Here is an 8,265-nt window from a genome sequence, read left to right on the forward strand (position 1 = left end):
GGAAAAAGATAAAATGAAAATTCAAACCATCATGGTGGTGGGCGCCGGGCAGATGGGCGGCGGGATTGCACAGACAGCTGCTGCCGCGGGATTTACGGTTTATTTAAACGATATTTCAGAAGAACTTGTCAAAAAGGGCACAGAGGTCATATCCGACAGCCTTGACCGGATGATGAAAAAGGAAAAAATCTCGGGTGCGGACAAATCAGCCATTTTGGAGCGCATCAATCCGGTCACGGGCCTTGAAAAGGCAGCTGAATGCGACCTGGTGGTGGAGGCGGCCGTGGAATCCATGGAAATCAAGGCCAAAATTTTTGCCGAGCTTGACCGGCTGGCACCAAAGCACGCCATTTTGGCCTCCAACACGTCATCGCTGCCCATCACCGGCATTGCCGCCCACACCAGCCGTCCGGAAAAAATCATTGGCATGCATTTCATGAACCCTGTACCGGTGATGAAGCTGGTGGAAATCATCAACGGCCTGGCAACGGATCCGGATGTCACACAGACCGTGCGCGACTGCGCCAAAGCCATGGGCAAAACCCCTGTGGAATGCCGGGATGTGCCCGGATTTGTTTCCAACCGGGTGCTGATGGTCATGCTCAATGAAGCCCTGTGGGAACTCTACGAGGGCGTGGCCACGGCAGAAGGCATTGATACCATCATGAAACTGGGAATGAACCATCCCATGGGCCCCCTGGCCCTGGCCGACTTAATCGGGCTGGATACGGTTCTGGCCATTCTTGAAGTGCTTCAGGACGGCTACGGTGATCCCAAGTATCGTCCCTGCCCGCTTTTGAAATCCTATGTGAGCGCCGGGTGGCTGGGCAGAAAAACCGGAAAAGGCATTTACGACTATCGGTAACAGGCAACCCAATCCGACACCGGTTTGTATCACCAAACCCTTTTTAACGGAGGTTTTCGATTATGGCCTATGAAACCATTAAAACCGAAGTCAGCGAAAACATCGGGTTTATCACGTTCAACCGCCCCGATCATTTAAACACCTTCAATTCCACTTTGGCCCGGGAGTTTAGCCAGGCCCTGGAAGCCTTTGAAAACGATACAGAAGTGCGGGTCATAGTGGTGGCCGGCCAGGGCAAGGCCTTTTGTGCCGGCATTGACGTAAACGAACTTTCCGGCAAGCAGAACCTGGACTACTACCGCTGGGTCAAACAGATGGAAGAAATGAGCCTGCGCATCGCTGACATGGGGACCCCGGTAATTGCAAGCGTGCAGGACCTGGCCGTTGCAAACGGCATCGGCGTGGTGGCTTCGGCCGACCTGGCCGTGGCCGCAGAAGGCGCCCGGTTCGGCGCCACGGCCGTAAACGTCGGGCTTTTCTGCATGGGTCCGGCCGTTGCCCTGTCCCGGAACCTGGGGCGCAAAAAAGCCCTGGAACTGGTGATCACCGGAGAGATGATCACAGGCGAGGAAGCCTGGCGCATCGGTCTTGTCAACAAGGTGGTGCCCAAAGATCAACTGGAAGAAGAAACCCTTTCCCTGGCCCGCAAAATTGCCGGCAAAAGCCCCCTTGCCGTGCAACTGGGTAAAAGATCCTTTTATCAGATGGAAAACCTTGAGTATTCAAGGGCCTATGAAATGGCCAACAATCATTTTGCCATGCTCTGCAGCACAGAAGATGCCCACGAGGGCGTGGACGCGTTTTTAAACAAACGCAAGCCCGAATGGAAGCTTCGCTGATTTTCAATCAGCGCTTCATGTAATTTTGTCGTTTGTATACGGACTCGTGCAGGATCAGCTTTTTTTGACTTTTTTTAAACACTGTTTGCAGCAGCAACAAGAATTTTTAATACAAAGCAACGTCTTGCACGATTTCAAGCCGTTCACCCGAAACAAAATCAGAACAACACAGGAGGAGACCCCGAATGGCACTGGAGAACATTTACAAGGAAGTCATGGCAGTCAACACCACAGATGACATGACCAAGCGCCGGGAAAAAGCAAAGGCGCTATTCGAAAAGCTCAACCACATGGAGCTGCCGAGCCATTTCAACTGGGCAGAGGAAATCCTGGAAGGGCTGCACGTAAAAGAACGCGGTGATCAGCCGGCCCTGCAATGGGCGGACATGACCAACGGAGAACAGCGCACCTATACTTACAAGCAGCTGGCCGAAGAAGGCAACCGGTGCCTGAATTTCCTCCGCAAGCACGGCATTGAGCAGGGCCAGAACATGTACATGATGATCCCCATTGTGCCGGAAACCTGGTTTGCCACCCTGGCCTGCCTCAAGGGCGGATTGATCAATGTGCCCACGGCCACTTCCATGACCGTGCGGGAACTGCAGTTCCGGTTTGAAAACTATGCCCCGGACAGCATTGTGGCAGAGGAAACCGCGGCCGCGGCCATTGACGAGGCCCTTGCAGAAACCGGTGCCCAGCCCAAGGTCAAAATCGTTTTGGGCAAAAAAGACGGCTGGATCAGCTACAGTGAACTGGCCAACGAATCGGGCTCCGCCGAAGGGGCCAAAATCAAAAAAGACGACGTACTGATCTGCTTTTTCACCTCGGGCACCACCGGGCTGGCCAAGCAGGTGGGGCAAAGCGCCACGTCCTATCCCATCGGGCATCTGTCCTCAGCCGTGTTCATCGGCATCCGTCCGGGCGAGGTACATCACAACCTGTCAGCCCCGGGCTGGGCCAAATGGGCCTGGAGCAGCTTTTTCGCCCCGTTGAACGTGGGCGCCATCGTGGCGGGCTTTCATTTCACCGCCCTGGATCCCAAGACTTATCTCGATTATGTCTCCAAGTTCAAGGTCGCCACCTTCTGCGCCCCGCCCACGGCATGGCGGGCCTTTGTGGGTCTCGACCTGGGCCAGTTTGACTTCTCCCGCCTGAGATCTTCGGTGAGCGCAGGCGAACCGCTGAATCCGGAAGTTATCCAGCAGTGGAAAAAACACACGGGCACGGAAATCCGGGATTTCTACGGCCAGACCGAATCCACGGCCATGATCGGCAACTCGCCCTGGATGGAAGGCAAAATGCGCCTGGGCTCTTTTGGAGAACCCTCATTCATGCACGATATCACCCTTGCCGATGACGAGGGCAACGAGATCACCAAACCCGAGGAAGTCGGCCACATCGTCGTGCGCCTGGACCGTTGGCGGGCCATCGGCCTGTTTACCGAATACATCGGCAACCCGGAAAAAATGAAAGAGGTTTTTGTCAACAACTTCTACTACACCGGCGACCGGGCCTATTTTGACGAAGACGGCTACTGGTGGTTTGTGGGCCGGGCCGATGACGTGATCAAATCCTCGGACTTCCGGGTGGGCCCCTTTGAGGTGGAAAGCGCCTTAATCGAGCATCCGGCCGTGGCCGAGGCCGCAGTGGTGGGCAGCCCCGATCCCAACCGCTACCAGCTGGTCAAAGCCTTTGTGATCCTCTCGCCGGGCTATGAACCCTCCCGGGACCTGGCTCTGGAATTGTTCCAGCACACCATCAACATCCTGGCCAAGTTCAAAATCCCCAGGATCATAGAATTTGTCACGGAAGTGCCCAAGACCATCAGCGGTAAGATCCGGCGCATTGAGCTGCGGGAAGGCGAAATCATCAAAAAGAACAAGGGAGAGGAAAAGGCCAAAAACGAATATTATTACCATGAGTTTCCCGAGCTGAGCTCCAAGAAAAAAGACTAAACCACAAAAAGGAGGGGAAGTATGAAGGAACAGCTGTACAAAAAAGAACTGCGCAACACTGTGCTGTTCGTGGTCCTTTTGTTGCCCTTAGGGCACTTTGCGCAATTTTTCAAACTGTTTCCGTCCCTGCAGGGAGGCTCCCTATGGGGATTTCCGGTACATTACATTGTTCCCATCCTGGTGGGATGGTTCGGCCTGCTCATCCTGGCCATTATCATGGCCGTGGTGCTCAACAAGTTCGACGATGAGATGGATGAATATACCAGCTCGCTTGAGGACAAAAATTCCGGAGACACCGTCTAAATCAGGAGGGGAATATACATGGAAGCAACCGAATTTGTATTGCCGAGCATGTGGATGGGCATTGCTGTTGTGGTCATCCTGTTTGCCATCTTCTACTATGTGGGCTGGTGGGCAGCCAAAAAGACCACCAGTGAAGAAGACCTCTATGCGGCCGGATTCTCCATCGGCCCTGTTGCCAACGGTTTGGCCATGGGTGCCACCTGGGCGAGCCTGGCCACGTTTATGGGTGTGATCGCCCTGATCTACAAACTCCAGGCGCCGTTTGTGTATTTGTGGATCCAGTGGGCCCTGTCCATTCCTTTGCTGACCCTGCTTTACGGCACGTGTCTGCGGCGGATGAAGGCCTTTACGCCGGCCTCGTTTATCAAGGTGCGCTACGGAAATGAGGCGGCCATTGTCATCATTATCTGGATGTGTCTGAGCATGGTCATGTACGCCCTGGGCCAGATGATCGGTCTGGGCATGGCCTTTGAAGTGCTCTTCGGCCTGCCCTACAAATACGCCCTGGTCATCGTGGGCATTGCCACCATCGGGTTTATCACAATGGGCGGCATGTACGGGGCCTCTTATAACGCGGCATTCCAGATGGTTGTCATGATCATTGCCATGGTGGTTCCCATGAGCGCGATCATGAAGGCCATGGGGTCTTCGGGCTGGTGGTTTCCGCCCCTGGCCTACGGTGATATGGTGCCCGGGATGCTCAAGCAGATACCGGAATTTTTTGACATGAAATACGACTACCGGTGGTATTTCGCACTGATTCCGGCATTTACCATGGGCCCCATTGCCCTGCCCCATCTGGCCATGCGCGTGTTTACCTCCTCGAGCATCAAAAGCGCCCGCTGGTCTGTTGTGTGGTTTATCCTGTTTCTGGGACTGCTGTTTTCCGGGGCCTACACGGCCGGTTTTGCCGGCAACTATTTCACGGCCATAACCGGTCATGAAATTGCTAAACCGGACCAGACCATTTTGATCCTAAACGTGTTCTACAACCCGGCCATTGTTGCCGCGTTCGTGGTGGGCGGTGCGGTGGCCGCGGGCATGTCCACGATCAACGGCAACCTCATGGCCATTGCCGGACTGATCGGCGGCGACCTGCTGGGCATTCTGGCCCCGAAAATGCCGGGCAGCAAGAAAATGCGCTGGGGCTATCTGGCCCTGGGTATTGCCGGCATCATCACCATCCTGCTGGCCTTCAGCCCGCCGCCGTTTCTGGTCACCAGCATTCTCTGGGCATTCGGGCTTCTGGCCACTGCAGTGAGCCCGAGCATTCTGCTGGGGGTCTGGTGGAAACAGGCCAACAAGATCGCCATGATCGTTTCCTCGGTAATCTGCGGCATCACCTATATCATCATCTCCCCGCACGTGCTTTCAAACATTGTTGTGGGAAAGGGCCTGGTGGCCGCACTGGGCATGTCCGGGGCCATGGTCACCGTGCCCCTGTCGTTTGCCTCGTTTATCATCCTGTCTTTTCTCTTTAACAAGATGCAGATGGCAGCACCGAGCCTTGAAGACAAAAAAATGATCGACCGGATCCACGGCTGGGGCATTGACTATGAGGAGGCCAGATACAACGGCGTTGCCATGCCCGTTGTACTGGTGATTCTAAGCGCAATTGTATTCTACTGGGGCATCCAGCCCTGGTAGGCGGCAACAGCAATTGAAACCTTAACTGAAAACAGGCAGGAGAAGGGTAAAAATGCCTTTCTTCTGCCTGTTTTTGTGGTTATTATAACTTTAAAGAGCCTGTAAAAAGTTTTTTTACAGGCAGTGTTAAGTGTTAAGTAAAATCAAAAAGTTATTTTTTTATTGTTTGGTGATTACAGATGAAAAACCCCGAATCCCAAAAAATACTTACCAGGAGTCAGGATGAACTACCCGTCGGCCATGCAGGCCGTGCTCAGGCTTGATGAAAGCGTATATCCGGCCATTATGGCGGAAAACCGAACAGTGTGCTACTGCGTGGTCAACATATTGGTTTTCGGAATTCTCCACGCTCTTTTTTCCCTGTATTTCAGCAGCTCCATGATGGCCGGCAGCCCGGCGGCTGAACCCCTGCCACCGGCCTCCAGGGTGACCATCATTCTGGTGGGCGTGGTTGTGGCCTTTTTCATGCATGCGGGGGCAGCCATGTTTTTGTGGGTATTTTCCCGGGGCATCGGGGGAAACACATCGTTTTTTCCGGTTTATTTCAACCTGGGCATCTCGTTTATCGGCCTGTGGCCCCTGGCGCCGGTGCTGGCCGCCGTGCAGTCCGGTATCAACGGCACAGCTGTGCTTTTATTGCTGTTTCTGGCATCCGTCTACGCACTGGCCGTGATCCTGTTTGGCACCAAGAGCGCCTCCGGGCTTTCCATGGTCCGGATGTCCACGGCCATGGCCGTTACCATCATATTTGTGACCTGTTTTCTTTACTTATGGTTATAAAAAATGTCTGAATCCTTTGAATACAACCGGCTGCTGCAGCACACCACAAATGCGGATCCTCCCCTGGGCCACAGCATCGATTTCCAGGAAAGCCTGAAAAATCTGGTCAGCGCGGTGGCCGATATTTTTGACGCAAAGGCCTGCCTGATATGCCGGCTGGATCCTTTGAAAACCGAAACCCGGGTCCTTGCTGCCGCGGGCCTTGAGAAAAGCACCGAAAAAATCATCGAAATGCCTGAAACTGCAGACATCCCTGAACTGCGCCGGCACGAGCCCGTCTTTATCGAAAACGCCGCCGCAGACATTCGGGTTTCCGGTCTGTTGGCAGCCGCCGGAGAAAATATCTGTTCTGTCATGGGTCTGCCCTTTTCCGTAGCCCAGGACATGACCATGATCCTGTGGCTCTGCTTTGACCGCGCCTTAAGCAGGGAAGAAACCAATCCCCGGCTCCAAAGGGCCGTGTGCATCCAGGGCGCGGCCACTGTCAAAAATGCCATCCAGCAAACCCGGTACCTGGAAACCTTTCGCAAGATCAGCGCCGCCATTCACCAGGGGGAGCAGGCCGATGATATCCTGAAAACCATTGTGGAAAACATCCAGGAAATCATGGAGGCCCGGGGGTGCATTTACTGGATCGTGGACACCAACTCCTGTGCCATTCACATGAAGGCTACATCCGGATTCCAGATGGAGAATCTGTCCCGGGTGAGCTATGAAATGCTGGAGGAAGTATTTGAGTTTCACGATGAAAAAGATATCTACTTCGAGGATGTGAGAGGCGATCCCAGAATCCCGAGCACAACCACCCTGGGCAAGCAGATGGTCACCTCTATCCTGGGGATTCCCTTTCCCATTGCAGAGCCCTACAGGGGTATTCTGGCGGTCTATTTCAGCCGGCCCAGGCCGCTTTTGGAAAGTGAAATCGAGTTTGTCCGCGCCTCTGGCAGACAGGGCGCCATTGCCCTGCACAAGGCCTTTCGCTATGATGAGAAAATGCTAAAGGCGTTTCGGGAAACCATTGAGGGACTGGTTCTGGCCCTGGAGGCCAAGGACATGTGCACCCACGGTCATTCGTTAAACGTGGCCAACTATGCCCATATGACCGCCATGGAAATGGGCCTGGGAGAAAAAGAGGCCGATACCATCTATCATGCCGGGCTGCTCCATGACATCGGCAAAATCGCCATGGATGACACCATCCTGGCCAACCTGGGCAACCTGATGCCCGGAGACATGGAAACCATAAAAAAACACCCGGTCATCGGCGCTCACATCATCGCCCCCTTATCCTCGCTGGCCAATGTGGCAGACCTGATCCGCAGCCACCATGAACGCTACAACGGCACCGGCTACCCCGAGGGTTTGATCGGGGAAGCCATCCCCATAGGGGCAAGAATTATTGCGGTAACCGACAGCTTTGACGCCATGACCTCCCAGCGGCCCGGCACACAGACGGTGGGTGTGAAAAAGGCCATGGCCCTGCTGCTGGAACAGGCCGGCACCACGTTTGATCCGGAGGTGGTCAGAAGTTTTGTACGGGCCATTGAAAAAAATCCCGATGCGGTCACCCCGTTTACCCTCACCGAGGATTATCTGAGCCAGCACGTCCAGACCTGTACTGACTCGGAAAAACAGGGCTCGCCCCTGGCCAGAATGCTGAAAAAATGTGTACCCGGCTTTTAAACAATCACTGTTTGATGAGCCTGTAAAAAGTCTTTTTTACAGGCAGTGTTAAGTTTTAACTTCAAAAAAGTGGCTGTTAGTGCCTGATTCTATGATTTTCGCATGATGCCGACCCGGTGGCGGTTTGCTCCCTGCTGACCGCTTGCGCGCTCAATGCGACTCGCAAACCACCCCCGGGCCGGCATCATGGCCG

General features: G+C 54.3%; 7 protein-coding genes. All 7 read left to right on the plus strand.

Annotated features, from left to right (window positions below; translation table 11 throughout):
- Window positions 1-13: 13 nt before the first annotated feature.
- The 7 genes from ACTCIA_RS02260 to ACTCIA_RS02290 all read left to right on the plus strand — a co-directional run bounded on the left by ACTCIA_RS02260 (window position 14) and on the right by ACTCIA_RS02290 (window position 8,072).
- Window positions 14-865, plus strand: a complete 852-nt coding sequence (locus ACTCIA_RS02260; RefSeq protein WP_463000182.1) for a 3-hydroxybutyryl-CoA dehydrogenase — start codon at window positions 14-16, stop codon at window positions 863-865.
- Window positions 866-927: 62 nt separating this feature from the next.
- Window positions 928-1,704, plus strand: a complete 777-nt coding sequence (locus ACTCIA_RS02265; protein ID WP_463000183.1) for an enoyl-CoA hydratase/isomerase family protein — start codon at window positions 928-930, stop codon at window positions 1,702-1,704.
- A gap of 185 nt (window positions 1,705-1,889) precedes the next feature.
- Complete coding sequence (locus tag ACTCIA_RS02270) at window positions 1,890-3,659, plus strand: AMP-binding protein (protein WP_463000184.1); 1,770 nt, start codon at window positions 1,890-1,892, stop codon at window positions 3,657-3,659.
- Window positions 3,660-3,680: 21 nt separating this feature from the next.
- Window positions 3,681-3,962, plus strand: coding sequence for a hypothetical protein (locus ACTCIA_RS02275; RefSeq protein WP_463000185.1), 282 nt, complete (start codon window positions 3,681-3,683; stop codon window positions 3,960-3,962).
- Window positions 3,963-3,980: 18 nt separating this feature from the next.
- On the plus strand, window positions 3,981-5,609 hold the full coding sequence (locus ACTCIA_RS02280; protein ID WP_463000186.1) for a solute symporter family protein: 1,629 nt from the start codon (window positions 3,981-3,983) through the stop codon (window positions 5,607-5,609).
- A gap of 222 nt (window positions 5,610-5,831) precedes the next feature.
- Window positions 5,832-6,389 (plus strand): hypothetical protein, encoded by a 558-nt coding sequence (locus ACTCIA_RS02285; protein WP_463000187.1) that lies wholly within the window; start codon window positions 5,832-5,834, stop codon window positions 6,387-6,389.
- Between the two features lie 3 nt (window positions 6,390-6,392).
- On the plus strand, window positions 6,393-8,072 hold the full coding sequence (locus ACTCIA_RS02290; protein WP_463000188.1) for an HD domain-containing phosphohydrolase: 1,680 nt from the start codon (window positions 6,393-6,395) through the stop codon (window positions 8,070-8,072).
- Window positions 8,073-8,265 lie beyond the last annotated feature (193 nt).

Source organism: Desulfosalsimonas sp., from assembly GCF_055149105.1.

Excerpts from the sequence above, each read along its gene's own strand:
- ACTCIA_RS02260 (WP_463000182.1), top strand. The coding sequence starts at position 14 with ATGAAAATTCAAACCATCATGGTGGTGGGCGCCGGGCAGATGGGCGGC.
- ACTCIA_RS02265 (WP_463000183.1), top strand. The coding sequence starts at position 928 with ATGGCCTATGAAACCATTAAAACCGAAGTCAGCGAAAACATCGGGTTT.
- ACTCIA_RS02270 (WP_463000184.1), top strand. The coding sequence starts at position 1,890 with ATGGCACTGGAGAACATTTACAAGGAAGTCATGGCAGTCAACACCACA.
- ACTCIA_RS02275 (WP_463000185.1), top strand. The coding sequence starts at position 3,681 with ATGAAGGAACAGCTGTACAAAAAAGAACTGCGCAACACTGTGCTGTTC.
- ACTCIA_RS02280 (WP_463000186.1), top strand. The coding sequence starts at position 3,981 with ATGGAAGCAACCGAATTTGTATTGCCGAGCATGTGGATGGGCATTGCT.
- ACTCIA_RS02285 (WP_463000187.1), top strand. The coding sequence starts at position 5,832 with ATGAACTACCCGTCGGCCATGCAGGCCGTGCTCAGGCTTGATGAAAGC.
- ACTCIA_RS02290 (WP_463000188.1), top strand. The coding sequence starts at position 6,393 with ATGTCTGAATCCTTTGAATACAACCGGCTGCTGCAGCACACCACAAAT.